The organism is Catenulispora subtropica, from assembly GCF_039531675.1.
Classification (GTDB): Bacteria; Actinomycetota; Actinomycetes; order Streptomycetales; family Catenulisporaceae; genus Catenulispora; species Catenulispora subtropica.
Genome location: NZ_BAAAQM010000009.1, coordinates 1 through 24,770, shown reverse-complemented (window position 1 = coordinate 24,770; position 24,770 = coordinate 1). Strand labels below are relative to the sequence as shown.

The following is a 24,770-nucleotide window of genomic DNA, read 5'->3' as shown; positions in this document are numbered from 1 at the left end:
CGCTCGGCGGGCTGCCACAGGTGCCTGTGGCGGCCCGCCGAGGGGCTGGCTGATCAGCCTTGCGCCTCAGATCTGGTGGACGGCAGCAGCCTGAGCACTCCGGCTTCCGGCATCCTTTCCCGAAGCTGATCGTTCTCAACGGTCAGAACATTGACGACCCGGGCGAGGCCTTCGACGTCACCTTCCAGTTCAGCAATCCGGCCGTTGGCCTCCTCCAGGCGGCGCTTGGTTTGGGCCAGCTCTTCGCGCAGCTTGCGTTCAGAGTCCGGGACATGACCACGGGCTCGCACCTTGGCGTAGAACTCGTCCTTCAGATCGACGTGGCGGTGCGTCAGGACATGCCTTTTGACCTGTGCCTCTTCGGCCAGTGACACGATCGTCAGCGCCCCGTCGGAGTGCAGCGGGATCCCGGCCAACAGCCGGTCCATCGCCGCGCGGATGCCAGCGCGCTCGGTTTCCTCGTTCACTGTTCCTCCCGGTCGGCCAGCGTGATCCGGTCGGCCCGGTGCCGGGTGACCAGTTCGTCGAACGTCTCGGCCTTGGCGCGCAACCGATCGGCGATCGGCTCCGGCAGCAGGCCGGAGTCGGCCTGCTGCCGGAGCGAGGCGCTTTCGGCGGCCAGCTGCTCGGCGTGCCTGTCCGTGCGGGCGATGTTCGCGCACGAGCTCTGGCAGCGGTCCAGGCTGGGGACGTCGGACTTGGCCCGGCCAATCTCGCAGAGCGCTTTGGACCGGTCCCAGTTGCAGGTCAGGTATGCCTTCTTGTTCTCGAACACATTCAGCGTGGGGTCTGCCAACAAAGCCTTGGCCTGTCGAGTCGTGGCGACGATGCCACCGAACCGTTCGTGCTGGCCCTTGGCTGATGCGATCAGCCGGCGGGCGGCGGGCCCTGAAACGCCCTGGCCTTCCTCCAGCGCCTCGTGGACGTCGGACAAGTGCTCGGCAACTGTGCGGGCCGTCTCCAAGTCCAGCAGGTGGTGGATGCCGTCCCGGGACCGGGAGGCGTAGCCGGCGCTGACGATCGTGCGCATGTGCCCATACTGGACCGCCAGGGCGACCAGTCCGCCAGGACGGCGGGCGATGTGCCAGGCCAGGGTTCTGCGGAATCGAAGCGGTGCCAGTCGCTCGCCCTCCTCCCGCTCGATGGTCTCGCCGACACGGCCGTTCGCCGCGACGTAGTTGTTCACCCACTTCACGAAGTACTCGATCCGGTTGGCCATCGTGGAGGTGGACAGTGACCGGCCCGACCGCTGCTCCGGCGAGCGGACGTCGTGGACCAAGGCGTCGAATAACAGCCCCTCCCCTGCGATACTCTCCAGCAACCGGATCGCAGTCACCACCTGGGGGATCGCCACCCATCCCGCCTCGCGCACCACCCCGTCTGACAGGTGGTTGCCGTCCTCGTCGCGGGCCCCCTTGAACTCCCGCCCCCGGATCAGGAACCGCTTGGGAGCCTCCGGCGGCCCTTGCGGATCCGGGCAGCACCCGACCTCCAGCCCCAGCACCTCACCGACTCGCATCCCCGTCAGGTAGCTGATGATGACGAAGCAGGAGGTGACCAGGTGCCGCATCAAGGTCACCACTTCCGTGAAGGTGATGTCCTGATGCCAGGGTCGGCCGTCGAGCATGCCCTTGACTGGCGTGCCAAGCAGACACGGCCCCGGGTTGGCCGCGGCATAGCTCCTGAAACGCGGAGCCCTCAACACCGAGATCACCGTTGCGCGCGGTGTGCCGGTCAGACCGGCGATGAACGTCGTGGCGCCGCCGACGTCCCACTTCAGGCCGGTCACGTCGGCCGACGCCATCCTGGGCAGCGGACGCCCTTCGGCAATGAGTTGATCGAGGTAGCGTCTCAGCGGCTCCTTCGTCACCTCGCCAGCTGGCCTCGCCTCGGCTGTCCGCACCCGCTCTAGCAACCGCTCACGCTCATTCCAGGCAGCCAGGATGTCGTCGGCGAACAGCTCGACGAACCGCATCGCCCAGATCAACAGTCCGCCCATCGTCTCCGGCGTAATCGGCGCAGTGGAGTTCTCCCCCAGCGCCGACGCCGCCGGAAGGTAGTCGTCCAGCCCCTCCTCGACCCAGGGCGGCTCGATGAGGCGGTGCTCCTTGGGCAGGAACTTGCTGCTATAGGCGTGCAGCCGGGACAACCCGACGAGAAGCGAAGTGCAGGTGGATCGCGCCAAGCCCTGCTCCTTCACCAGGTAGCGGTCGTAATCGAGCAGATCATCCACTGTGACCGCACCGATCTTGCCGATGCCGCGCCGGTCCATCCAAAGGGCGAACTTCAGCCACTCGTTCACCGTCTTGAACCGGCGCGACGCGCTGAGCCGGGTCCGCATCGCAGAACCATGCCGGACCTGGTAAACCTCGTCCAGCGGGAACCTGGCCAGGGCCCAAGCCGCGTGGCGGAACTGCTCGCGCAGCCCATCCGGAAACCGGTTCCAGTGCATCGCGTCCCCGGTCGACGATGGGTTCTTGGAGATCACGTGGAACGGCCAGACCGGATCGCCGTAGCGCGGCGCCAGCGCCTTAGCCTGCTCCCGAACCTCGGCGGGGTCGAACACCGGATAGTCCACCGGCGGCGGTGTGAAGACCAGGCCTTGATCCCATCCGGCCGCTGTCAGCTCGGTCATGCGTCAAACCCCCTGTTCAACAGCGTGTCGATGATCTCGCGGTCCTCTCCTGTGGCCTGCTCCAGGGCGTCGCTCCATTCGGTGTCGGTGAACTCCGGCCGGGCCCGCAACTCCAGCAGCCGCCGGTGGTGGCCTCGCCAGTCGGCTTCCCAGACCGGGCTCGGCAGCACCGAGGACAAGTCCGACAGCGCACTCAGCAGGTAGGCCAGCCGCGGCAGGTGCCTGAGGGTAACCACGGCATTCGGGCAGCCGGTGCAGAGCAGGAACGAGGCCCGGCAAGGCGACCCGGACCCCCCGAACGGGCTGGCCGTGTAGTCGGTGCAGCAGGCCGTCGCGGTGTCCATGTCCGCGGGGACGTCGCTGCGGCTCACCTTCGCCGCGAACGCCGTCTGCGCGACCTGGACAGCCTCCCCGATCCCGGCCTCGATCACCTCGGCGGCCTCAGCGGCGGTGCGCGGGTCGGAAACCACATAGACGCTGTCATGCACGTCCTGGCTCTGCAGGACCGGCTCCCGCTTGCCGATCAGCACGGTCTTGCGTAGACGCCGGGCATTCGCCGGCCTCTCCAGCCCCATCTCCTCCTGCATGTGCTCGATGACGTTCTCCGGCAGCCCGGTGCGGAACATCGCCTCGTCCATCCAAGCCGAGTGCCAAAGGACCAGGTGGTTGCTGGGGCGGCCGAGCGCGGCCAGCGCCGACCTGGCCGGCGCGGTCGCCTCGATCGCCTGAGTGATCAGCCGGCCCGGAGAATCCGCACCGAAGTCGGCCAAGTTCCTGGTCTCATAGCGGTTCGGGATGTGCCGCCGCCGCTTCTGAAGCTCCAGCCGATAGATCAGCTGCCCGTCCGCCCCGGCGTCCGGGGACGGCTCAGGAACCTCCAGTTCCTGGACAGTGGTGGAGTTCCAGCCATAGGTAGCGATCATCAGCATGATCAGCGCCGCGCCTTCCTCGCTGTCCAGGAACAGCCGCTTCCAGGTCGCCTCGGCATTCGTCCCGCCCAAGATCCGGCCAGCCTGGGTCGTCACCCGCATCCGGCCGTCCTTGCCCACGTAGGTAGCGGCCCGCCCAGTGCGGGCGATGTGGTCCAACTCGGCACCGAGCCGCCACTGATCGCTGTCCGCGGCGAACTCCCCGGCCCGCCAGCGGTCCAGGTGCTGTTGGTTTTCCCGGATGCGGAACAGCGCCGTGCGGAACCTGCGCGTGACCACCGTCTTGATCCGGTCGAACTCCTCCGGGCTGTAGGCGGTCTCCTTCGCTTTCTGATAAACCCCGCGCTTGGCCATCAGTTCTCTGGTCTCGGCCGGCAAGCGGGGATGCCCGCGCAGCAACGCCTGGATCTTGACCACCTGCTTGCCGCCGCTGGTGTTCGACGGCCTGCTGAGCCGGAACGCCGCCCAGACCGCGGCGCTTATGTCCTCGACGTCGTTCACCGGCTCGTCCTGGTCAGCCAGGAACCGGCAAAACATGGTCAGGTAGACCCAGACCTCCCGGCTGGAGATCAGCTGACGCCAGGTGCCGTCCGGCCCGACCCGGGACGCGAACAGCTCGGCCAGTGACCGGCGCAGGGGCTCGGGGACTGGCAACTCCCCGAAGTCGTAGTCCCGCGCGGTCCGACCGCTCTCCTCGACGTGCCGCACCACCAGCGAGTCCGGCGGAAGTGGCGGAACCCTGCGGTGATCGAACGACGGCATCGTCGCCCACGAGCCCGACTTCACGCGACCACCGCCTCAGTGTCCAGCACCCGATGGCTGGCCGCTGCGATAGCCGCCAACAGATCCGTGGTGTCCTTGCTCGGTTCCTCCAGCAACAGCGACCTGACCTGCAAGTCCGCAACCGGCGCCAGATAGATGTCGCGGGTCGTTTCCTCGCTGCGGTGCCCCAGCAGGTCTTTGACCATCCGCCAGACATCGCCGTAGAGCAGCCGGAAGTCCCGCCGCTCCTCAGGCGTGAGCCCGAACCGCTGGTCATGAACGTGCTGGAGAGCCACCAGCATGTGCAGTGCGAACGAGTGCCTGGCCATGTGCGGCGTCATGAACGGCGGCGAGGCGACCCGCCCGGCCAGCACCCGTTGACACCGCTCCGACCCGGCCCGATAGACCGCCTCCCAGGAGTGCGGCCAGAACGGCGTGCCGTCCTGCGACAGCCACAACCACAGCGGCTCCAGCCCGCCCGGGCCCTCGATCAGCAGCGAAGCCCGCTCCACCACGGTCAACGTGGTCAGTGCCCGCTCCACCTTCCGGCCGCGGCGGTCGGTCCAGTGCAGCATCGACCCGGACCGGCCGGTGCCCCGCGTAACAACCACGGCGCCAGCCAGCTTCTCGTAGCGCCCGGCGGCCTGAGCACGGCGGATCACCGCCCGCCGACTCGTCGCGCAGTAGGCGTCCACCGCCGCCAACGCCTCGGCCGAGACGTAGAACGTCCGCTCCCGCTTACTCTTGGTCACCTCCCGGCCCAGTCGCCCGGCGTAGAAGCGGCGACCCTCACCCGTCCGGTCCGGGACCTCGATCGTCAGCAGCGACCCGCCCTCGCTGCGCCGCACTCCGGAGGAGAACAGCACGTCGGAGAACGCGGCGTTGCGGTCATCGTGCCGACCCCGCCAGCTCGGATCGCGACGACCGTACGCGTCGTAGCCGCGCAGTCCCACGTCGCGCCAGAGCCGGTAGGTCCTTGGCGTCAGCCATTTGACGTTGGACGAACGCACATCCTTCGCGCGGGCCGCCGGGATCCGCACCACCTCGCCGGTGCGGCTCATCATCTCCCGCTCGATCACCGGGCTGGCCGACACGTAGCGCTTGGCGACCGCCCAGGTGTAGAGGTGTCGAATCGCTGCCAGCTCGCGGTTCCACTTCGCACCGCCGATCCGCTGCGGGTTACGCGGCGACCAGCGTCGCCAGTCCTCGAAGTCGAGCAGGTCCTCCGGCTCGGCGTCACACCAATTCTTGCCGCGCAGCCACAGGAAGTTGAAGAACAGACAGCAGTCCGTCGTGTAGTTCCGCTTCGTCTCCCGCGCTAGATGCGCAAACGACGACCGCGAGAAGTACCGCGTCAGCCGCGCATCGACCCGGTAGTCAGGGTCCGTCATAAACGGATCGCCCGGGTCGATCCGGCAGGCCTCCTCTCGCTCGTCGAGATCCGTCCATCCGCGCAACATCGGATGCCCCGCGTCAGCTGACAACTGGCGATCCGTCACCCAATGCACACGCCAAACTGAACCCACGTTTACCCCTTTCACTGGCAACACCCTGTCGGGCAACACGTAGATTCAATAGGGAAGCCCCGACAGGCTGCGAAGAGCCAGGTGGGGGGAGGCCAGGGGGCGTTGCGTCCCGCTCGCAGGATGAGGACGGTCGCGACCGCTGCTATCGCGAGCAGGGCGAGCAGGGCCACGGCGCCGACGATGCGGCGATGGCTGTGATGGTTGTGATGGCCGGAACGGTCATGAGGTGACCTGCGGAAGCCGTCCCCTCCACGGCTTTCGCGGCCTGACCCGTCGTCGGTTATCGAGTGGTTCATCGTGCCTCCTTGCGGGGTGCCGCCGCAGCCGAAATCAGAAAGAGCACTGCGTAGACCGCGAGGAGCGCGGCACTCCCGGCGAGACCACCGGGCCAGGGGACGGCCGCACCGGGAACCTGCGCACCGTGCTTCGCGACGGCCACGATCCCGTCGGCCGGCCACTGCGCGAGCCAGGCGATGCCCCGGCCGAGCGGGAGCCAGACTGCCGCGCCGAGCAAGGCCGCGGCCCCGAGGACGGTCGCCGGGCCGACACAGGCCTCGGCGAGCAGGTTCGCCGGGATGGACAGCGGTGTGATCTCGGCGGTGAGGGAGACCAGCACCGGGAGGCAGAAGGCCTCGGCGGCCGCGGTGCACGCCAGCGACTCGGCGATACGGTGCGGCACGCGGCGCTCGGCGAGGGCGTGCTGCCAGCCGGGCGCGAGGACGAAGAGCCCGGCGGTCGCCGAGAGCGAAAGCGCGAAACCGTAGGAGCGGGCCAGCCAGGGGTCGAACAGCAGCAGGAGGGTCCCACCCGCGCAGAGCAACGGGACACCCCGCGCACGCCGCCCGATAGCCGCCAGGAGCAGGCTGAGCAGCGCCATCACACTGGCGCGGACCATCGACGGCTCAGGCCGGGCCAGCACGGTGAAGCCCAGGACGACCGCGAGGCCGGTGAGCGTCAGGAACCTGCCGCGCAGACCCGCGAGGCGGGCGATCGGCAGCGCGGCGGCGAGGACGAAGACGAGGTTCTCACCGCTCACGGCGGTTATCACTAGCTGAAAATAAGATGTCTGTGATGTGGTTGACGCACCCCAGGTGAGGGGTTCGGGCCCGTCGTGGACACTCGGCTCGATCTGTCCAGGACAAGGGTGTGAGCGTGCGCGTTCAGAAGTTGGCGGGTGATTCAGCCGTTTCTTACACGGTGCTCGGTGAGGACGACCTGCCGATCGCGGCAGTGGAGGCGTTCCTGGTGAGCCTGGTGGCGAAGGGCAAGGCACCGAGCACTGTCAAGGCTTATGCCCGCGACCTTGGTGACTACTTCGAGTGGCTGGCCCAGCAGCGGCTCGACTTCGCGGACGTCGAGATCGAGCAGGCGGCGCTATTTTTCGACTGGCTCCGCCGGCCTGCCGAACTCAGGAAGCCTGGTGTGTTCGTGCTTCCCGGCGTGACGTCAACGTTGGAGGGCACGACGTTGATACGCAAGCGCGCGGCCCTCGCCGAGTTCTACCGGTTTCACGCTCTGCGCGGCACCGCCAAGCCGATCTTCGGTGCGAAGACGGGCAGCGGGAGACTGCCAACCGGCGACTACATCCCGCTGCTGGCCCACACTCTTTCCGGCCCGGTGGAGTTCAGCCCGATCAAGATCACGGCTAGACGAAAGCCTCCTCGGGACCTCACGGACCACGAGGTGTCGTCGTTGCAAGACGCCTGCCGCAACCTTCGTGACCGGTTCTTGGTCACGTTGCTCTACGAGTGCGGGCTGAGGATCAGCGAAGCCCTCGGGCTGCGGCACGAGGACCTGGATCCCGCAGGCGGCGCCGTCCACGTCGTGGCACGTGAGGACAATCCGAACCAGGCCCGGGTCAAAGGCATGAAGGACCGGTCGGTCCCAGTCCGCGACTACGTGTTCTTCCGCTATGCCGACTTCCTCGACGCGGAATATGGCGACCTGGACAGCGACTTCGTGTTCGTGAACCTGTGGCGCGGTCACCCCGGGGCTGCGATGACCTACAGCGCTGTGTCCGATCTGGAGGCTCGGCTACAGGCGGCCACCGGCGTCGACGACTTCACCTGGCACACCCTGCGCCATTCGTACGCCACCAGACTGCTTCGCGCCGACGTTCCCATCGAGGTTGTGGCCGAGCTCCTTGGGCACGCCTCGTCGCAGACTACCCGCTCGACCTACGCCCACCTCACCTTGAACGACTACCGCCGCGCACTGTTGGAGCACGGCGTCTTGGACGGAGAAGACGCGCAGTGAGCAGTGCCGTTCCCGCCTCCCGCTCCCGGCTGCTGGAGCTGCTTATGCAAACCGTGCAGCCCCGCTTTCGCACCGACGTCTTCGTCGCAGACCCAGAGGATCCGATTTTCGGACTGGGCACGTGCGACATCACAGGCTGCGAAAGGACAAGACTCTACATCAAAACAGGCCTCTGTGAGCGGCATCGCGACCGTTGGACCGCGGCCGGCAAGCCGGAGTTGGCAGCCTGGATCGCGCAACAGAAGCCCGACCATCGGCGCGGTGTCGAGGCCGTATGCGCTGTCGAGGGATGCAACCGCGTCGGGCACTGCAACAAGCTGTGCATGCGCCACTGGGGCCTCTACACCAAAGCCAAAACCGGCGCCGATCCCACGACATGGGCGGCCGAACACCTATACACCGTCGTTGCCGGCGGCGAGGTTGACTGCCGGGCCGACGACTGCCCGAGATGGTCGGACTACCTCGGGATCAGGCTCTGTAAGGTCCACTACCGGCGCTGGACGGACGCGGGGCGGCCCGAGGACCTGGACGGGTTCCTCGCTCTGAAGTCGGCCTACGCCACCTATGCCCCGCCGAAGCTCGACATGAGTGACCTTCCACGCCAGATTCGGCTCGAACTGGGGCTAGGCCTGCAACGCCGTCTGGAGGAGGGCACCAGGAACACCAAGCTGATTCCTATCAGACGGGCCCTTACCTTAATCCGGGAGACGCAGGTCTCCAGCATTCTCGATCTGGACGAGGCCGCGTGGCGCACGCACGCCACGGGACCCTCGGGCAAGACGTCTAGCAGCGCGCTGACGTTCCTTCTTGATATCCACTACCACCTGGAAGTGCTGCTGGCCGGTGGCATCTGGGAGCGCGAATACGATCGCGACGTGTGGGATCTGCGAAGGCTCACCAACAAGCCGCAGCGCACGTCCCGCTACCTTCACTTCGACCGCATCCCCCAGCCCTGGATACGGGCTCTGGGCAAGCGGTGGGCCCGGCAGGTCTTCAGCCACGGCACTTCCAACAGCGCTCTGGCCGACAAGGTCCGCTATCTAGGGGACTTCGCCGCGTACGCCGCTGGGCGCACCGACGGATGCACCGAGCCGGAGATGCTGACTCGCGATCTGCTCGAGAGCTGGTACGCACACATGGAGGCTGCCGGCGACGGCATCATCCTTCGGCGGACGAAGATCAGCGCGCTCAGCGTCTTCCTAGCCACGAACCACCGTTACGGATGGGAGGAGCGGATCCCGCGCACCGCCATCGTGGTTCCCGGGGACTCGCCCAAACGCAGGCCACCGGCCCCACGGTTCATCGACGAGCTGGTGATGCGCCAGATCGAGGACGAGAAGAACCTGGCCCGATTCCCCGAGCGACACGCCGGGCAACTCGTCATGCGCATCATGATCGCCTGCGGTCTGCGGTCGAAGGACACGCTGTTGATGCCCATCGAATGCGTCGTCCGCGATATTGCCGGGGCACCCTATCTGGCCTGGGTAAACACCAAGGTCGGGGAGCGCGTCGCCTTCTTCCCGATCACCGAGAAGCTGGCCGAACGGATCGCCGTCCAAGCACATGCCGTCCGCGAGCGGTTCCCGCGCGGCTGCCCGTGGTTGTTCCCCGGAGAGAACGACAACCCGCTCGGCGACCGGCCCGTCCCCCGCAGGACCTTCACTGGCCAGCTCGAGGCCTACCTGAGGGACATCGAACTCGTCGATGAGAACGGCAACCGGACCCGGGTCACCACCCACCAGTTCCGGCACACGCTGGGCACCAGGCTCATCAACGCCAACGTCCCGCAGCACGTCGTCCAGACGCTCCTGGACCACATGTCGCCAGCCATGACCGCCGTCTATGCCCGCCTGCACGACACGACCATCCGCGAACACTGGGAGCGGGCGACGCTGACGGTTAACGCCGAAGGCGAGATTGTCAAGGTTGAGGAGAGCGACCCACTGAGCAACGCCGTCTGGAGCCGCATCAGTTTGGGACGGGCCAAGCAGACCCTGCCCAACGGCTACTGCGGTCTTCCCCTGATCCGGGACTGTGAGCATGCCAACCCGTGCCTGACCTGCCCGATGTTCCTGACCACGCCGGAGTTCCTGCCCCAGCACCAGGAGCAGCGCGGCCGGACGCTGACCATCATCGAGTCCGCGAAGTCCGCCGGACATGCCCGGATCGCCGAGAAGAACCAGAAGATCCTCGAAAACCTCGACAAGATCATCACGGCGTGTGAGAGCTGCGAGGATGACGAGGTCGTGTTCGGAGGAAAGGTAGCGAGCCTCGATGCCGCCAGCTGACAACTCCCATCACCTGGCCGCCGCCGCGGCGGCCCGCAGCCAGCAGGCCCGGCGCCGGGCCGAGGACACGCTGCTGGTGCTGCGGGTCTCCGGCGGCCGCGTGACGGTCGCGCGGCTGGCCAGGGACGCGAAGGTGTCACGGTCCTGGCTCTACACACAGCCCGACCTCATCGCGGCGGTCCAGCAGCTGGCCGAGCGGGGGTCCACCCCGCGCTCGGCGCCGGCGTCGGAGAAGTCGCTTCAGGTGAGACTGGCGGCCGCGTTGGCCCGCAACGAGCGGCTGCAAAAGCGCGTCGACGCCCTGACAGAGCAAAACAAGCGACAGCGCCAGCAGCTCGAACGTGCCTACGCCGAGCTGCGGCGGCTTCAGATCGTCCGGCCGACTGCGCCGACCCCTCGCTCGGGAGGCCATGGGCCGTCGGACTCGGCGGGTTGAGACATCGGGGGCAGGCGCGCTGCCATCATGTTTGCGTGGAACTGGCCGTCGAGGACGCCGTCGAACTCGCCGAGATGCTCGACTTCGTGCGCGGCTGGATCGGCGCGGACCCGGAGGAGATGGCGGCGTCGCTGCGCCGGTTTGTCGGCGCGGACGGCTACGACCTGGCCGAGTTGCGCAGGGATCTGGCCCGGTTCGTGTTTCTGCTCGGCGGCGGTGAGGAGCTGTTTGACGCCGAGGCCGTGTGATGCCGACGCTGCCCCGCACCCGTTCGCGGCGATCTTCTGAACGCCTTCCGTGTCGTTCTCGGACAAACCGGAATTGATCAAGTCGAAGCCGTTAGGGTCGGGACCGTGAGTGCCGAGCCCTGCCCCTTCTACCACGTCGCCGACGGCTGCTTCTCTGCACCAAGTCAGGGTGGGCGGGACCTAGCCGGTCAGGACGTCGCACTCCTCGACCCAACGGGCCAACACGCTAAGCGCGACGAGATACTCGAAGGCCTTCTCCTCGGTCCACGATCTGCGTCGATCAATGACTGCACAGTCGCGCCGTCATACGCTGCGTCACCGACATAAGTCGCCTCGCCGTGTTCGTCCTGGGCGTCGATCGCCGCTCTCAGCGCGTCCCAAGCCGCCTCGTCGCTGAAGTCGGTGCGCAGGACAAGGCTCGTGTCTTCGCGGGGCTGCGGCAAACTCATGTCCGGCATCCTGGCACCAGACGTTGACATGCAGCCACCGGGGGGCGAGGAACACGCGACAGTTGAATAGGACCTCACCAGTAACACCCCGGCGGACGTGCCGTGATTCTTGACCTCCTGCGTGCCCGCGCCGATGAGGACCGAAAACGCTTCGTCTGCGGAGATCGGGCTCCGTCTTGATGCGCTGCTGTGTCAGTCAGCCGATACTCCACAACCGCACCGTTTTGTCGGCGCCGGCGCTGGCCAGGGTGCGGCCGTCAGGGCTGAACACCACCGACTCGACGCCGTCGGCGTGGCTCCCACGGCGGCGGCGACCGACACACCTCTTCGAGATATGTAGCTACATATCTCGTCTCAGCGTTCTACAGTGGTGCCATGCGACGGGAACTGCGCCTGACGCGGACCAGCCAAGCCGTTCTGCAAACCCTGATCGACGGGTTCGAGGACGAGCTTTGGGGCCTGCGGATCTGCCATCTGACCAAGCTGCCCTCCGGCACCGTCTATCCACTGCTGGCCCGGCTGGAGGACCTGGGCTGGGTGGAAACCTCGTGGGAAGGCGACGGGCGTACAAACACGCGGACGACGGGACCTCGCCGACGCTTCTACCGGCTGACGCCCAACGGCCTGATCGCCGCTCGCACGACAATGGCGGAATCGAACTCGGACGTGAAGACAACGCACCTTCACGGTCTTGCCGCAGACGGCCCGCAATGATCGGCGACCTCGACCCTGCAGTTCGGCAGGCGTTCGTCCTAAAGCAAGCGATGCTCGGCGCGGGCCAGCAGATCGAAATGAAGCTGCGAGAGGTCATAACGACCTGCGGGAGCATGCCCGTTGTGGTGCTGCCCTCCTTTATGACCCTCAACCACGCCGCCGAGTGCCGCAGCTGGGTACTCGCAGCTGGCGGCACGCCTGTCATGGCTGAGGAACTGAGCGGCGGGGCAGAAGCCATCGAAATCCTTCCGCTGCCCGCAGCCTCGAAGTTCTGGCTCACGCAGGTTGCCGAAACGCTGGTTGTCCCGCACTTGAGCGACACGATTGAGTTCTTCGGGCTCACCAGTCGCGGTGAGATCCATAGGCTCCAGCTTGGTTACGACTTCAAGCACCGCACGATCTACAGGAAAGCTTTCAGCACCCTGGCGCTGTCACAGGATGCGGCGCCTGAGGCGCTCGATTGCAGCGACGGCTCCGTCGATCACGAGTCCCGCCAACGAGGTCTGGAAATCGTACGCCCCAGTCAGCAGGCGGGCGAAGCCACTGCGAGAGTGCTCGCCAGGGCCGCGGCGTTCATTTCCGGCAACGAGTGGGCGATCCAAGCCTGGCTCGGCGACCTGGACTGCGGCCCGTTTGGCCGCGAGACTCCCTACCCGACTTGGCGGAAGATTCTCTACGCGACCGGCTTGCTGGTCGTCACCGGGCCGCTCATGCGTCTACGGCGCCTCACCGCGCAGGTCTCAAACCTTGCTGTCAGGCTCTTCGACAAGTGGCTGTTCTCGAGCGCGCCTGGAGTCACGCTCGGGGCGGTGCTCATCTGGCTCGGGATCCAGAGTTTCCAGTCGGCTGGTACATCGGATAGCACCAAGGCCGGGGTTACTGCCGCTGCGACAACGTTGGCCATTGTCAGCCCGCCGATGGCCTGGACCATCGGCTGGCTCCGGCGGCAGCGCCGTCCACATCGGACAAAGGCGCCTCGCCGCTAGTCCCATCGGCACACATCGCGCTTACCGGTCATCGGGTTCCGCGCCGATCAGGACGGTGGTTCTGGCGGATCCGAAAGCAACTTGCCTTAGAGCCCGTTGTCTTTCCGAACGGTCGGTGTGACTGATCACGTTTTCGGGTGATCCCGCTGTGTCCGGTGCATAGAAGCAGGGCCTCCTGCGTAGCTCCTGGTTGTCGAGACCGAAGCGCGAAGGAGGCCCTGTGTCCATGCTGGACGCTGTAGCTGCCGATGTCACCGATCCCGGTGCGGTGGGCGTGTCGTGCAACTGCCTGCCGTGCCGGTTCGGTAACGCAGCTGATCAGCCCCGGCGGTTCGCGGTGTATCCAACGGATCAGACTGTCAAGGGACAGTTCGATCTCCCCGGTGGCGGACAACAGAGCTCCCCGCTGGTGGACGGTAGAAGTCCCCAGACGGTCAGCGGTTCTCCCCAGTGATCGGGGTCAGTTCAGGGGGACGACGCCGCGTCCGGTGGTGGCTTCGGCGAGCCGGTGGCTGTCGCCTTGGGTGACGACGACGTGCGCGTGATGCAGAAGCCGGTCAACGGTCGCGGTGGCGAGGGTCTTGGGCATGATCTCGTCGAAGCCGGCCGGGTGGAGGTTGCTGCTCACGGCCAGGCTGCGCCGCTCGTAGGCGGCGTCGACCAGGCGGTAGAACCCTTCGGCAGCATCAGCGGAGATCGGCAACAGGCCGATGTCATCGACGATCGTCAGATCGGTGCGGGTGATCCGGGCGATGGCTTTGGTGACGGAGTCGTCGACGCGGTGTCGACGGACCAGAGCGCCGAGGTCCTCGATGGTGAACCATGCCACGGTCATCCCGGCGTCGACCGCGGCCTGGCCGAGAGCCTCGCAGAAGTGTGACTTGCCGGTGCCGGATGGGCCGACGACGCAGAGGTTCTCTCGGCGGCCTACCCATTCCAGAGTGCGCAGCGAGGATTGGGTGGGGACGGGGATGGAGGAGGCGTCCTCGTTCCAGATGTGGAAGGTCTTCCCGGTCGGGAACGCGGCGCGCTGGCGACGGGTGCGCAGGTTGGAGGCGTCACGGCCGGCCGCTTCCTCGGCTAGCAGCGCTCGGACGACCTCGGCGGGGTCCCAGCGTTGGGCTTTGGCGACCGGCACGATCTCGGCCAAGGCACGGCGGATGTGCGGCAGCTTCAGCTTGCGGGTCAGCGTGATCGCCTCGTCCAGCGCCGCGCCGGAGGTCGCCGCGACCGCGGCGGCGGGAGCCGACGGCCGTGGGCGCGGCGGGCTCAAAGTGCTGATGGTCTCGGTCATGGGCTGGTGCTCCTTCTCGTGGGGGGTGCTCGTAGGGGTTGTGTGGTTCGGCTAGGTTGCTCAGGTGACCGACATGGATCCGCTAGTGCCCGTGCTCACCGGGCTTGTCGTCGACCTGACGTGGTTCCTAGACAGCTGCGACGACGACACGTTGAACCCCGACGACGCGGTGAAGATGCTGGAGAGCGTCGTGTGGGTGCTGCACCGGCTGCCGGAGGCTCAGCGGTCCCGCTTCCTTCAGGTGTTGCAGGAGCTAGCGGAAGCGGAGACGGATCCTGGCAGGCGGACGTTCCTGCAGGAGTTCCCGGAGTCCTTCGACCTGCTGGATGACGTGCAGTAGTAGTGGGTTCAGGCGCGTCCTTAGTCTGCGGCTCCGAAGCCTGACCAGGCCGAGGTGCCTGGTTGCAGGCTGTGGGACTCGCCGGGCCGGGTGGGCTCGGTGTCGTCGTGCTCGACCTGGTGGGCCAGGATCGCCATCAGGTCGCCGTCGGCGAACCGCTCGACGGTTGCCGCGGTGCCCAACGCACGGTCGACTTCGGCAGCTCCGTGCAGCTTGGCCAGGGTGACCGCGTCGGCCATCTTCGACCGGACGTGCCGGATCCCGGCTTCACCCGCCTCTTGCAGCCACAACGCCGCACCCGGGCCGAGGGCCAGGAACTCCGCCTCGGCCGGGGTGGTCGGTTTCGGGGTCCGCTCCCCGCGTGAACCCGCCGGGTAGTGCGCATCATCGATGCTCGGATTGCCCGGTGTCGACCGCAGGTGCCGGGCAACCTCGACCGGCTGCCGATCCACCATCGCGGTGACGATCAGGTCCTGGCCGTGGAACCGGACCCAGACGCTGTCGTCGATCAGGGTGTGCGGCACCGAGTAGCGGACCGCGTCGACCTGGATGGTCGCGTCCTTGCCGACCCGGCGGGACTGTCCGAACGCGGCGGTGAACGCCCGCTCGGGCACCGGATGCAGCCGGTGCTGCTCCTCGGCGAGCATCTCGGCCGGGATCCGACGCGTTTCCCGGTGGGCCCGGCCGTTGACCTCCGCCATAAACACGTCGCAGGCCTCGACCAGCTCCGTGAAGTCCTCGAAGGCCGGCCGCAGGTTCACGTTCGTGGGCACCAGGTCCCGCTTGGCGATCCGGACCGTGGCCTCCGACCCGCCCTTGGACTCGGGATCCGCCGGCATGCACGTCCTCACCACCGTCCCGTAGTAGCGACCGATCGGCACGATCTCCGGGTTGCGCATCGCGATCCTGGCGACGTGCTCGACCGTCACGGTCTTCTCGTTGTCGGTCAGGCAGTAGGTCGGCACCCCACCGATCGTCCGGAACGTGGCGTCCAGGCAGGCCGCAACCGTCGGCAGCGTCTTATCGAACACCGGGATCACCACCCGAAACCGGGACCAGGCCAGCCAAGCGCACCACAGCTGGACCTGCCGACCGTCGACCTTCGGGCCCCAGCCCCAGTCCCACTGCAGCCACATCCCCGGCTCCGGGATCCACGGCCGGTAGACCCGGCGGTTCCCGGCCCGATACGACTCCTTCGCCGCCGCAACCGCCCGCCGGGTGGTGCGATCGGTGCCGCCGAACCCCATAGCGGCAATCTTCTTGTGAACAGCGTCCGCGCCGATCTTCCCCAGCGACCGTTCGACCAGCTCCTCCACCTTCGGCAGGAACTCATCGATCAGCTTGGTCCGCGCGGCCGGCTCGGTCGGGTCGACCCCGTGCCCCCGCAGCTGCACATACCGGCGCACCGTGTGGTGATCGCACCCGGCCAGCTCCGCAGCCTTGCGATAACTGCCGGTGAGGTCATAGGCCTCAAGTATCTCCATGATCTCCTCATCGCTCTTCACCGGACCCACTGTGGATCACGGGTCCGGAACCCCGCGGGGAGATCCACTGTCCGTCAGTGGGGAGCTCTCATGTCCGCCAGCGGGGAGGCGGATTGACCGCCAACGGGGAGTTTGCCGTGTCCGCTGACAACTGACGCGGCGTGGGCGCAGGTCAGGCCTCTGATCCCAGTGCCTGCGTGGATGGGTGGTCGAGGCGGCCGGCCGGAGGGCTACTGCCATCGCGTGATGATCGACGCCGTCCTGTACGTCGTGGACAACGGGATCAAGTGGCGGGCGCTGCCGGTCGACTTTCCGGCCTGGGACGCCGTCTACCGGTTCTTCCGCCGCTGGCGCGACCAGGGTCTGACGATGCTGCTGCACGACCGGCTGCGCCGCGCGGTCCGCGTCGCCGACGGCCGCGACCCCGAACCCTCCGCCGCGATCATCGACTCCCAGTCGCTGCGCGCCGCCGAGACCGTCGGAGGCGCCCAGCGCGGCTACGACGGCGGGAAGAAGATCAATGGCACGAAGCGGCATGTCGTTGTCGACACCCTCGGTCTGCTGCTGACCGTGCTGGTCACCGCTGCCTCGGTATTCGACCGTGACGGCGCACAGCCGCTGCTACACCGCATGCGAATGCTGTGCCCGCGCGTGCGACACGTGTGGGCCGACGGCGGATACGCAGGCGCGCTGATCGGCTGGGCCGCACAACACCTGCGCCTGCGCATCGAGGTCGTGCGCCGCACCGACAAGACGCCGGGGTTCGTCGTCCTGCCTCGCCGCTGGGTCGTGGAGCGGAGCTTGGGCTGGCTCACTCGCAGGCGCCGCCTGGTGCGCGACTACGAACGGCTCCCACACACCCACGAGACGATGGTGCGCTGGGCAATGATCCCGCTCATGACACGCCGCCTGACGAAACCGGACAGGCCGCGAACGCCCCGGAACCCAACCGCGTGATCCAGCCATGCTCGGCCAGCCGCTTCGCTTTCCAGCGCACCCCTTCGATCTTCGCCGGCACCGCCTCCAGGCCGAGCAGGCAAGCGATCTGTCCGGCCCGCAACGGCCCCTCTGCCTCGGTCACCGCACGCCACAGGGGCCGGTAGACGGCTGGCAGATCCGCCTCCGTCAGGCCCGGCCGCCGGCGCGGCACGAGCCTGGGCCCGTCCGCCCCGTCGACTACCGGCTCATCACCCGACACCGACGCAGGAGCCTGATCCGTATTCTCGGCACCTCGGGCCAGGGCGGCAGCCAACGTCGACCTGGTGACCGCGACATCGTCCACCGCCCGTTCGGCCTCGGCGAGCTCGGCAGCGATCCGGGCAGCATCCTCCCGCAGCGCCTCGACCTTGGCCCGCACCGCTACCTCATGCGCATCCAGCAGCGCATCCATCGACACCACGCGGGCACCTCCAGCAGAACCGAAACGGCGAAACGTCACCTCGGACACTGCCACGAACAACGACCCCCGACACCTCCAAGCCCGAACTACTTTCCCAGCTCACAGGCCATGTTCGGATTGACAACGGGCTCTTACAGCAGGCGAAGGTGCAGCGCCCGGAGGCGAAGCCGAGGACGCACGACCTTGACCTGCGACGAACGTCGGCGAACATCGCGGCCCCGGGAAGGACCGAGGCTACTTGCGCGAGACCGCAGAGCCGCTAGTCGATCAGATGCCGGTTGGCCCGGCTCCACGCGACACGGGCTCGAAGCTCGTCCAGCAGCCCCTCGGCAACCCAGGTGGCCTGCGGCTCGTGGCCCTGCTCGGCCAGGCGTCGAACAGCGTCGATATCCTGTTCTTGAACCGTGATGACAGCATCGACCAGACCCGCAATGTCCGTGAGGCCATACGCGCCGGCGAACACCTCGAGACGGCGGCGCCGGTCGGGCGGCTCAGGGTAGCGCAGCCAGCGCAGGCACTCGGTATCGGCGCGGAACGGGGCGACGTATTCGAGGGCGTAGGCGACATCATGTCGGCGCGGCGCCGGACGGGCGTGGTCCCAGTCGATGATTCCGATCGGCCGGTCACCGCTCCAGACGACGTTCCAGGGGCCGAAGTCGCCATGGCAGACCACCTCATCGCCCACCGCTCCGGCCGTCGTGGTCGACCAGCAGGTCGACTCATCAGGACGGTACTCGGCAACAGCATCGTGGTAGTCGCGCAGCAGGTGGGCGAAGGCGATCAGCCCGCGGTCATCGATGACCTTGGCCCAGCCGTCCGGCCCGGACTCCCCATCGATCCAGGTCAGAACCTCGCGACCCTGCTCATCGAAGCCGAGAACACGAGGCGCCTGGTCGTAGCCGACGGCCTCAAGATGACGAAGCAGCCCGTGAACCGCCGCAGTCCACGGCCCCACCGGCCGGTGCACCGTCTCACCAATCCGCTCGACCCTGCCTAGATCGTGTGCTGTCACCAGGCAAAGGTGGCGAAGCAACCCGCAGGGCACAACTGGTTATCGCGCCGCTGCTGGCGAACTGGACAGGTGCTGCCAAAACTCATCGACACTTTCCACCAGCTCGACCATCGACCGCTGCCAGAACTCATTGACAAGTGCTGTCACGTCTCACAGACGAAGCCAATCCTTCAACACCGGAGCGTGAACTCGTCATCGATCTGATCGGCCTGGTGGCGGTCGGCTACCGCGATGAGCGTGACCTTCCGTTCGATCCGGACACGGTCTTTGCCGGCGCCGAGTCCGCCGAAAGCAGTTGGGAGTATGCCGAGGCGTTGTACGGAGGCGACGACGTGCCCGAATGGGAGATCGTCGTGGTGAGGTTCCCGGATGTTGCCGAATTTGCACACATCGCCTGGTTCCGCGACGCCTATCGCGCGGCAGCCGCCGAGGCCCGCCGTTTCGGCGGCTGGGCTGCCAGCCCCGATCCAGCCGTCGCTGAGGCGGCGGCCAAGCTCATTGTCTGGTTCCCTGCTGCCTGACGTACCCCTCGGGGCCGGGCTGCCGCCGGACGTAGAAACGTGAAGACACCGAGCGATCTGCCGGGTCGCCCGGCCACCGACTCAGCCGGAACCGCCGAGAGCGGACCGGGCGGCCGTCCAGACCGCCTCGAACTCAGCCTGCGTGATCTCCTCCGCGCGCGGGTCTTCGCGCCAACCGTCGAGCGGGGCGAGCTTTGTAGCATCCGCCGCAAGACCAACCGATATCCCTGACCTGCGGAAACGCTGCCCGCTCTGACGCTTAGATCCAAAGGGAGTGAAAGCCACCCTCTTTAGGGGCGATTGCCGGCTACATCCGACCAAGTGTTAGCGATCTACAACCAGCGTGGACGGCAATTAGGGATGTCAGGGTGTCGGTAGCCGTGCATCGAACCCAAACGGCTTCGATCAAGCTGCTTTAGCTGTGTAGCCACGGACTCCGTGACCCCGGTACTCCCGGAGTCTGTAGACAAGACCAAGGCCCCGGCGATTTCGCCGGGGCTCTTGTAATGCCCGCCGTCTGAATCTCCCCGTCCCAGCTCAGCCCGGGTGGAGGGTCGTGCTGCAGAACGCGAGCTGCACGCCGCACGCCTCGCCAGCCACAGCTGCACCACGGCCGACGAGACTCGTATCACGCCTTCATCGTCTGATCCCGACGAGGTCAGAGGGCGGACTCGAACGCTGCCACGGCCAGGGTTCGGCTCCCAGGATTAAGATCTCGCACGATCCGCACGAGGTTCTGCACCTCGACGGTCTGATCCTCCAGCTGAATCGCGAGCGAGCCGTCCGTGGATATGGCCGCCAGCGGCATTGATCTGATGTCGGGGAGCCGACCACGGCGCGGTACCGAGGGGCGCTTACCCGTCTTCTCCTCCATCTCGGAGGACAAGCGAGTCCACGCGGCGTCCCACTTCGGCCAGTCTTCTGCGGCTTTACACGCGCCCACCAGGGCCCGCAGCATCTCACGGGACGGCAAACGTTCCGGGTGGCGCAACGCTTCGGACAACGTACTTTTGGGCAACCTGCCGCCGGCTCGCGTCTCCAGGTCCCGATAGGACGGCGACCCCGCCCAGACGATCAGATCCCTCATGCAAGCCACGAGCTCGGCGGAAGCGGCAGCTTGCCGCGGGTCTGGCGCGCTGCGCCAGGTTTGGAGCTCGGGAACCGCAGTTGCCCGAGCCGGACGGCGTGCAGTTGGCCCGCCGAGTCGTGCACCGTGCGCCTCGGCGTACTCCAACACCGCCGCGACGAATGCGGCGGTGCCTACCCGCGGATCCATCCGGGCAGCCTCCCCGAGCAGGTGACGCGCAGCCTGCTGGACGGACGTGGGGTGCATGGGCACTCCTGCGGCGACACAACCGCATCGTGGACAGCATCGCGGGCGAGGTGTCTGTGCTGGCCTCATGGGCTGGCCCTCAAGACGCCTGCGCGCGCACTCGGCGCACGCACTCGGCGCCGGCCAAACCGGCGGCACCTGCGGCCGCCGCCGCGGGGGCCGCAGGTGTGCCGCTCAGTGCCATTACCACGGCGGCGACTACCACCACCACGATGACCACCGCTGGGACGATCACGGCTGGGATGATGACGATCGGGGGAACCACCGCCAGCCAGCCGGCTGCCGGGATCCGAGCCGGGAGCGGCACGCCATAGATGGTGCAGGGTTGGGAAGGGTTCATCGGTGTTGCCTCCTTGGACAACTGGAGTGCGGCCCCGCCGAGACGGGGCCGCTGGTTGAGGCCCAGACGTCAGATAACGCTGCGCAAAACAAGCCCTGACGTCGCGATTGCCGTCGCATATATCAGTGCTCTGAGAAGTCAGAATCCTGATGAAATCTGGCCGCCTCCGATTGTGCCGCGCGCCACTGTGTTCGTCCAAAAACGGGGCGGAAAGTGTCCGGTCCTGTCCGGCGTGCCTAGACGTGTGGCCACACCCGCTCCCATACTGACACCGCCCCGGAAACAGAACTCTGACACGATAGGGGCAGCCTCCGAACCGGCATCTTGCCCGGTCAGGACGGACACGGCAGGGATGAGGCCCAGACGCGTCCGTGACATTCGTCGGCGGCGTGTTGCCGCACCCTGCCGACATAGCGAAGGGCCCGGCCAGGAAGAACTTCCTGGCCGGGCCCTTCTTCTCCAGGGGCACCTGCTGTTCCCACGCGGACTGGATGACACGCAACGCCAACCGAGCCGTTCCGGCCACCTCGGCCTACCGGTGCCCTGTCCCGGCGTTTGCGGCTGCGGCACCGAACTCCCAGCCCTACTTGGCGGCTATGTATATCCGAGTCGCTTGCAGGCGCACGTCTACCAAGGTCAGAGACGCGCGGTCGAGAGAACTGCCAGATAGACCTGGGATTCGCCATATATAGTATGGTCACATCATGATGGGCTCCTCGCCTCATCAATCCACGTTTGCGGGATCAACTTCACGCCGTTCCTGAAGTTGTGCTCGACGGACTCCTGGAACCAGGGCTCCGGCAGATTCGCGTGATCACATACGATGATTTGAAGGTCGGGGGCCAGCTCCTGGACCAGCTCGTAGATCAGGCGGAACATGCGGCTGACAGTTTCGCCATCACTGTCGCGGTTGAGTACGCCGGACTGCTTGTCGACCTCTGACTGGTACCACGCCTGCGTCGGCTGATCGAGTATCAGAATACGCGGTACTGGACGGTTTCGCCGAACGAAGTATCGGTGAAGCGCCAGATGGGCCAGGAGATGATATCCCACCCAGTTCTCGCCGCTACCAATGCGGGAGAGCGGCGCCGACCCCAGTTCCGTGTCGGCGACGACGGTCAGCTTAGTCAAGTCGAGCCGGACGTCCGCACCTGCGTGCTCAAGTTCCAGCCTATTCGCCCAAAGCGTCATGTCGCGGCCGATCACATTGAGCCGGGAAGTCAGCTGTTCGCGCTCTTCGTCAGGATCGAGCTCGGACTCGAGCGCGCGCACATGGTCAGCGACCGCATCGCGGAGCTCCGCCAGCCGGCGGACTTCCGCATCCGATGCCGCCGGGAGCGCCTGCAAGGAGGCGTGAATGCGCCCACGAGCGAAGGCGATCCTCGCATCGAGCGCGAGCTGTTCGGCGACAGCGGCTCCGGCCGTGATCGAGCGGTGCGCCGCGTCAGCTGCGCGCAGCCGGGCACGAAGGTCGGCCACACGCTCGTCCAACGCCGTGATCGCCGCCCGGCGTGCCGGCTGTGTTGCGTCGATGTTGGCCAGCTGCGCCTGAAGACCACGCAGGCTCACCTCGAGGTCAACAGTTTGAGGATCCGGCTGGCGCAGGGTGCTCTGGCACACAGGACAGCGCATGTGAGTCTCGTCGTCTGTTGCGCCGTCGCCGTTCCCGGCCAGACCAAGAAGATTGAGGCTTTCCAGCCGAGCTGTCTGGGTGGCGACGGCGCCCGTGTAGCTGTGCTCTGCCGTTCCCTGCTGGAGAAGTACCTCGCGGTCACCGCTGACATTGCGAAGCTGCTGCCGCAAATCCTCGCGCTCGGTGTCAAGCGCAGCGAGCCTCTCGGCGGTTTCGGGATCGAGGTCACGCGCTGGCTGTTCAGAAGTGACGGCGGCGTGGAGCGCGCTGACAGCGGCCAGACGCTCGGGCTGTTCCAGCGGCGCCACCAGGCCCAACGCGTAGGCCTCCCGCCACAGCGATGAAAGACTCGAGTCCGCCGACCTGTGCGCTTCCTCGGCACGGCGGTACTCGGCCTCCGCACGGCTCAACTCGCGCCGTGCAGCCTGCAGCTGCGCACGCTTGAGTGCCTGATCACGGGCAACAGCTCCGAGGAAGTACGGGATCGTGTCCTTGAGCGCCTGCGCCATGAACGGCTCGCCCTGGCGGTGGAAGAGCAGGTTGCGATCTGCTATTTCGCTCTGACTCTGCAAGCACAGGAGCGCTGCATGTCCGATATGCGCCTCGAGGGGAGCTCTCGTCGAGCCGCGAGGCGGCTCGTGAAGGTTCTCCTCGATGCCGATCCGCCGCCCAAGCTGTTCGCGCAGCGACGTGGAGTCGATATCCGCACGGAGCTCTGCGAAGTCGAGCGGCTCGAGCTCCGTGCCGAACCGGAGCATCGCACGCACGGTCGAGCCCTTCCCCTGGGCGGGAGCTGGCCGGGCTGCGAACACTCGTCCATCGCCGACCTCGAAGAGAACCGCGTACCAGGCCACGGTCTGCGTAATCGGCCCGATGGACATCTGGACGTCGTCGCGTCCAAGACAGAACTCGACGATATCCAGCAGCGCGCTCTTACCGGTTTTCGACCCGCCCGTGACGATGTTGAGCTTGCCCGGGACAAAGGGCAGCACTCGCCTTGCCCCGGTTGAGCTGTATAGAACGATCGCGAGGATCTGCACAATCGTCTAGGGTGCCACGCCCAGGATCGCGAAGATAGCCGACGGGCTGTCCGACTTCGCCATCCAGCGGCCAGCGAGGTTCGCCTTGCGGATGATCTCGCCGAGTTCTGCCGGGATCTCAAATCCTCTCGGTTTGCGGTGCGCCGGGGCAACGATGCGGTCGCCGACGAGGTGGAATACGTCGCGGGCCAGTCCGAAGCGAATCCCTTCGCGAACATGTTCGACAAGGCCGATTGCTCGCTGCGGGAAGCCGGCCCTCAGCACCGGGTTGTCTGAGGCCCAAGTAGCAAAGTGTGTGCGCGTGGATGTCGGCAAGCTTTCCCGGGTACCCCGATGCAACACCATAGGCGCCACGACGAACGACAACATCCATGGGATGTCATCGCCCGATTCCTTCAGATGCCCCCGGCTAGCCTCGGCGACGATGACCGCGACAAGCGCGGGGTTGAGCATCGAGGCCACAACGGCAGGGCGATCGGTCTATGAAACCACCTATCCTCCATTGACCAACTGAGAGCCTTCAGGTGCTCACATGAAGGAGCTGCTCGACGCGCTCCTGAAAGTCGGTGTGCCAGCCTACGCGTCCGCCATCTGCAAGCACATGCCGACGCCCCCGGGCGAAAAAGGAATCGTTGTACTTCGGCCGGACGATGATGGCGGTCTGGGCCAGCAGGGTGCGTAGCAGGTTCGTCCCCGCCGCCTGCTTGGCGGCCTCGTCGGCGTCATCGTCGAGCCCGTACTGCATGAACTCGAACTCACGTTCCCACTCGTCTACAAGCTCTGCTTCAAAGCGCTCGAGTTCGGCCAGAGCGATCAGGTCCTCGTCGAGCCATCTCACAGCCTGTGTATAGGCGCGGTAGTAGTCGACGATCGCCTTCTGAAGGTTCCGCGGCGGGAAGGCGATCCAGTTCATCTGCTGAACGAACACGCTGTCGCCATACTGCCGCGCAAGCTCGGTCTCGTTCGCATCGGCAAGCCCGACCATGGTGGGAAGGGTCTCGGCGGTGAACTGGTCGCGGATGTACGAAATCATCTCTTTGGCCGCGCCGACGTCGACTTTGTCGAGACGCCGCTGCAGCAGGGCCAGAGCCCAATGCCGCTTAGCTAGTTTCTGATCAAGGTTCTGATCTGGTGGTTCGGTGTGG

24 protein-coding genes and 1 pseudogene are annotated in these 24,770 nt (G+C 66.6%); 9 read left to right on the top strand and 16 right to left on the bottom strand.

The genetic code is table 11. The features are described from left to right. Nucleotides 1-53: 53 nt before the first annotated feature. The 5 genes from ABD466_RS10245 to ABD466_RS10225 all read right to left on the bottom strand — a co-directional run bounded on the left by ABD466_RS10245 (nt 54) and on the right by ABD466_RS10225 (nt 6,888). Nucleotides 54-467 carry a hypothetical protein gene (locus tag ABD466_RS10245; protein WP_344656728.1) on the bottom strand — a complete coding sequence of 138 codons (414 nt, stop codon included), beginning with the start codon at nt 465-467 and terminating at the stop codon, nt 54-56. After that, entirely contained in the window at nt 464-2,566 is a 2,103-nt protein-coding gene (locus ABD466_RS10240) for an integrase (protein WP_344656727.1), read from the bottom strand. Before ABD466_RS10240 ends, ABD466_RS10245 begins: the two co-directional genes overlap by 4 nt. Nucleotides 2,567-2,631: 65 nt before the next feature. Further along, nucleotides 2,632-4,350 (bottom strand): hypothetical protein, encoded by a 1,719-nt coding sequence (locus tag ABD466_RS10235; RefSeq protein ID WP_344656726.1) that lies wholly within the window; start codon nt 4,348-4,350, stop codon nt 2,632-2,634. Continuing rightward, nucleotides 4,347-5,888, bottom strand: a complete 1,542-nt coding sequence (locus tag ABD466_RS10230; RefSeq protein WP_344656725.1) for an integrase — start codon at nt 5,886-5,888, stop codon at nt 4,347-4,349. The genes ABD466_RS10235 and ABD466_RS10230 overlap by 4 nt, the downstream gene beginning before the upstream one ends. A gap of 256 nt (nt 5,889-6,144) precedes the next feature. Beyond that, nucleotides 6,145-6,888, bottom strand: coding sequence for a ComEC/Rec2 family competence protein (locus ABD466_RS10225; protein ID WP_344656724.1), 744 nt, complete (start codon nt 6,886-6,888; stop codon nt 6,145-6,147). Nucleotides 6,889-7,004: 116 nt separating this feature from the next. Between ABD466_RS10225 and ABD466_RS10220 the strand changes: the two genes are divergently transcribed. The 4 genes from ABD466_RS10220 to ABD466_RS10205 are packed head-to-tail and all read left to right on the top strand — an operon-like array spanning nt 7,005 to nt 11,080. Then, complete coding sequence (locus ABD466_RS10220; protein WP_344656723.1) at nt 7,005-8,108, top strand: tyrosine-type recombinase/integrase; 1,104 nt, start codon at nt 7,005-7,007, stop codon at nt 8,106-8,108. Beyond that, complete coding sequence (locus ABD466_RS10215) at nt 8,105-10,396, top strand: tyrosine-type recombinase/integrase (protein WP_344656722.1); 2,292 nt, start codon at nt 8,105-8,107, stop codon at nt 10,394-10,396. The genes ABD466_RS10220 and ABD466_RS10215 overlap by 4 nt, the downstream gene beginning before the upstream one ends. Then, entirely contained in the window at nt 10,383-10,832 is a 450-nt protein-coding gene (locus ABD466_RS10210; RefSeq protein ID WP_344656721.1) for a DUF6262 family protein, read from the top strand. The genes ABD466_RS10215 and ABD466_RS10210 overlap by 14 nt, the downstream gene beginning before the upstream one ends. A gap of 35 nt (nt 10,833-10,867) precedes the next feature. Continuing rightward, the gene (locus ABD466_RS10205) at nt 10,868-11,080 is read left to right on the top strand and encodes a hypothetical protein (RefSeq protein ID WP_344656720.1); all 213 of its coding nucleotides are present in this window, start codon (nt 10,868-10,870) and stop codon (nt 11,078-11,080) included. A gap of 188 nt (nt 11,081-11,268) precedes the next feature. Here ABD466_RS10205 and ABD466_RS44415 read toward each other — a convergent pair whose 3' ends face one another. Both ABD466_RS44415 and ABD466_RS10200 read right to left on the bottom strand, forming a co-directional pair. After that, nucleotides 11,269-11,529, bottom strand: a complete 261-nt coding sequence (locus ABD466_RS44415) for a DUF6924 domain-containing protein (RefSeq protein ID WP_425558601.1) — start codon at nt 11,527-11,529, stop codon at nt 11,269-11,271. A gap of 202 nt (nt 11,530-11,731) precedes the next feature. Beyond that, a pseudogene (locus ABD466_RS10200) lies at nt 11,732-11,824 on the bottom strand (hypothetical protein); the annotation flags it as partial. Nucleotides 11,825-11,904: 80 nt separating this feature from the next. Between ABD466_RS10200 and ABD466_RS10195 the strand changes: the two are divergent. Both ABD466_RS10195 and ABD466_RS10190 read left to right on the top strand, forming a co-directional pair. Continuing rightward, on the top strand, nt 11,905-12,243 hold the full coding sequence (locus ABD466_RS10195; protein ID WP_344656719.1) for a PadR family transcriptional regulator: 339 nt from the start codon (nt 11,905-11,907) through the stop codon (nt 12,241-12,243). Beyond that, complete coding sequence (locus ABD466_RS10190) at nt 12,240-13,229, top strand: hypothetical protein (protein WP_344656718.1); 990 nt, start codon at nt 12,240-12,242, stop codon at nt 13,227-13,229. Before ABD466_RS10195 ends, ABD466_RS10190 begins: the two co-directional genes overlap by 4 nt. A gap of 460 nt (nt 13,230-13,689) precedes the next feature. On the opposite strand, the gene istB is transcribed toward ABD466_RS10190, so the two are convergent. Beyond that, nucleotides 13,690-14,523, bottom strand: coding sequence for an IS21-like element helper ATPase IstB (istB, locus tag ABD466_RS10185; RefSeq protein ID WP_344656717.1), 834 nt, complete (start codon nt 14,521-14,523; stop codon nt 13,690-13,692). 73 nt (nt 14,524-14,596) lie between these two features. On the opposite strand from istB, the gene ABD466_RS10180 reads away from it, so the two are divergent. After that, nucleotides 14,597-14,863 carry a hypothetical protein gene (locus tag ABD466_RS10180; protein ID WP_344656716.1) on the top strand — a complete coding sequence of 89 codons (267 nt, stop codon included), beginning with the start codon at nt 14,597-14,599 and terminating at the stop codon, nt 14,861-14,863. A gap of 20 nt (nt 14,864-14,883) precedes the next feature. On the opposite strand, the gene istA is transcribed toward ABD466_RS10180, so the two are convergent. Beyond that, the gene (gene istA, locus ABD466_RS10175) at nt 14,884-16,368 is read right to left on the bottom strand and encodes an IS21 family transposase (RefSeq protein ID WP_344656715.1); all 1,485 of its coding nucleotides are present in this window, start codon (nt 16,366-16,368) and stop codon (nt 14,884-14,886) included. A 111-nt stretch (nt 16,369-16,479) separates the two neighbouring features. On the opposite strand from istA, the gene ABD466_RS10170 reads away from it, so the two are divergent. Next, nucleotides 16,480-17,304, top strand: coding sequence for an IS5 family transposase (locus ABD466_RS10170; protein ID WP_344656714.1), 825 nt, complete (start codon nt 16,480-16,482; stop codon nt 17,302-17,304). Here the strand turns inward: ABD466_RS10170 and ABD466_RS10165 are convergent. Both ABD466_RS10165 and ABD466_RS10160 read right to left on the bottom strand, forming a co-directional pair. After that, nucleotides 17,243-17,746: a hypothetical protein gene (locus ABD466_RS10165; RefSeq protein WP_344656713.1), complete on the bottom strand. Its 504-nt coding sequence runs from the start codon at nt 17,744-17,746 to the stop codon at nt 17,243-17,245. The two genes, ABD466_RS10170 and ABD466_RS10165, sit on opposite strands and share 62 nt — an antisense overlap. A gap of 259 nt (nt 17,747-18,005) precedes the next feature. Next, on the bottom strand, nt 18,006-18,758 hold the full coding sequence (locus ABD466_RS10160; RefSeq protein ID WP_344656712.1) for an aminoglycoside phosphotransferase family protein: 753 nt from the start codon (nt 18,756-18,758) through the stop codon (nt 18,006-18,008). 137 nt (nt 18,759-18,895) lie between these two features. Here ABD466_RS10160 and ABD466_RS10155 point away from each other — a divergent pair, with 137 nt between their 5' ends. Further along, the gene (locus ABD466_RS10155; RefSeq protein ID WP_344656711.1) at nt 18,896-19,279 is read left to right on the top strand and encodes a hypothetical protein; all 384 of its coding nucleotides are present in this window, start codon (nt 18,896-18,898) and stop codon (nt 19,277-19,279) included. Between the two features lie 658 nt (nt 19,280-19,937). Here the strand turns inward: ABD466_RS10155 and ABD466_RS10150 are convergent. From ABD466_RS10150 to ABD466_RS10130, 5 genes are all read right to left on the bottom strand, one after another. Next, nucleotides 19,938-20,612, bottom strand: a complete 675-nt coding sequence (locus tag ABD466_RS10150) for a hypothetical protein (protein ID WP_344656710.1) — start codon at nt 20,610-20,612, stop codon at nt 19,938-19,940. Between the two features lie 79 nt (nt 20,613-20,691). Then, nucleotides 20,692-20,952, bottom strand: coding sequence for a hypothetical protein (locus tag ABD466_RS10145; protein WP_344656709.1), 261 nt, complete (start codon nt 20,950-20,952; stop codon nt 20,692-20,694). A gap of 702 nt (nt 20,953-21,654) precedes the next feature. After that, nucleotides 21,655-23,625: a DUF3732 domain-containing protein gene (locus ABD466_RS10140; protein WP_344656708.1), complete on the bottom strand. Its 1,971-nt coding sequence runs from the start codon at nt 23,623-23,625 to the stop codon at nt 21,655-21,657. A gap of 6 nt (nt 23,626-23,631) precedes the next feature. Further along, entirely contained in the window at nt 23,632-24,078 is a 447-nt protein-coding gene (locus tag ABD466_RS10135; RefSeq protein ID WP_344656862.1) for a three component ABC system middle component, read from the bottom strand. A 67-nt stretch (nt 24,079-24,145) separates the two neighbouring features. Then, nucleotides 24,146-24,770 (bottom strand): ABC-three component system protein (locus ABD466_RS10130; RefSeq protein WP_344656707.1); only part of this gene is annotated, 625 nt, incomplete at its 5' end.

Bases quoted from the DNA above. Each gene is read 5' to 3' on its own strand.
- ABD466_RS10180 (WP_344656716.1), top strand. From the start codon at position 14,597: ATGGATCCGCTAGTGCCCGTGCTCACCGGGCTTGTCGTCGACCTGACG.
- ABD466_RS44415 (WP_425558601.1), bottom strand. From the start codon at position 11,529: ATGAGTTTGCCGCAGCCCCGCGAAGACACGAGCCTTGTCCTGCGCACC.
- ABD466_RS10210 (WP_344656721.1), top strand. From the start codon at position 10,383: ATGCCGCCAGCTGACAACTCCCATCACCTGGCCGCCGCCGCGGCGGCC.
- ABD466_RS10150 (WP_344656710.1), bottom strand. From the start codon at position 20,612: ATGCACCCCACGTCCGTCCAGCAGGCTGCGCGTCACCTGCTCGGGGAG.
- ABD466_RS10135 (WP_344656862.1), bottom strand. From the start codon at position 24,078: ATGCTCAACCCCGCGCTTGTCGCGGTCATCGTCGCCGAGGCTAGCCGG.
- ABD466_RS10195 (WP_344656719.1), top strand. From the start codon at position 11,905: ATGCGACGGGAACTGCGCCTGACGCGGACCAGCCAAGCCGTTCTGCAA.
- ABD466_RS10190 (WP_344656718.1), top strand. From the start codon at position 12,240: ATGATCGGCGACCTCGACCCTGCAGTTCGGCAGGCGTTCGTCCTAAAG.
- ABD466_RS10145 (WP_344656709.1), bottom strand. From the start codon at position 20,952: ATGAACCCTTCCCAACCCTGCACCATCTATGGCGTGCCGCTCCCGGCT.
- istB (WP_344656717.1), bottom strand. From the start codon at position 14,523: ATGACCGAGACCATCAGCACTTTGAGCCCGCCGCGCCCACGGCCGTCG.